Source organism: Microbacterium sp. K41, assembly GCF_004794395.1.
Lineage (GTDB): Bacteria > Actinomycetota > Actinomycetes > Actinomycetales > Microbacteriaceae > Microbacterium > Microbacterium sufflavum.
In genome coordinates this window covers 1-411 of the sequence record NZ_SSDO01000163.1, presented here as the reverse complement: position 1 = coordinate 411, position 411 = coordinate 1, and the positions used below count along the sequence as shown (strand labels likewise).

The window sequence follows — 411 nt, the reverse complement described above, 5'->3', positions numbered from 1 at the left end:
GTCGCTGCCCCCTCCACCGAGGTGGTGCAGGGCCAGGTGCTGCGCCTGGTCTCGGTCGCGGACTGGGACGCCGCCCGCGACCTGCGACCCGACCGGCCGGTGCAGTGGGACGTGCAGGTGAGCGCCGACGCGCCGGATCCCGGGGTCGTGCGGCTCGGCGTGAGCGCGTCCGGGTCGGCGCGGTTGCGGCTCGACATCGCCCTGTGCGCGGAGCCGTGGCAGGACGCGGTGTGCCCGGCGGGGGCGACGGTCTTGCGGACGGACTGGAGCGTCCCGCGCGACGGCGCCGAGGTGCCCCTCGCCGCCATGCGTGACACCGAGACCGCGCATCTGCGGCTGACGATCGCGCTCGACCCGGCGGACGGCTCCGGCAGCACCGAGGTGCGCGTGCTGGCTCACGGCGCGGGCGAG

Annotated in this window: 1 protein-coding gene; it reads left to right on the top strand. The window is 77.1% G+C overall.

Annotated features, from left to right (window positions below; translation table 11 throughout):
• Window positions 1-411: hypothetical protein (locus tag DW309_RS19335; RefSeq protein WP_168387171.1), on the top strand; the 411-nt coding region annotated here is incomplete at both ends.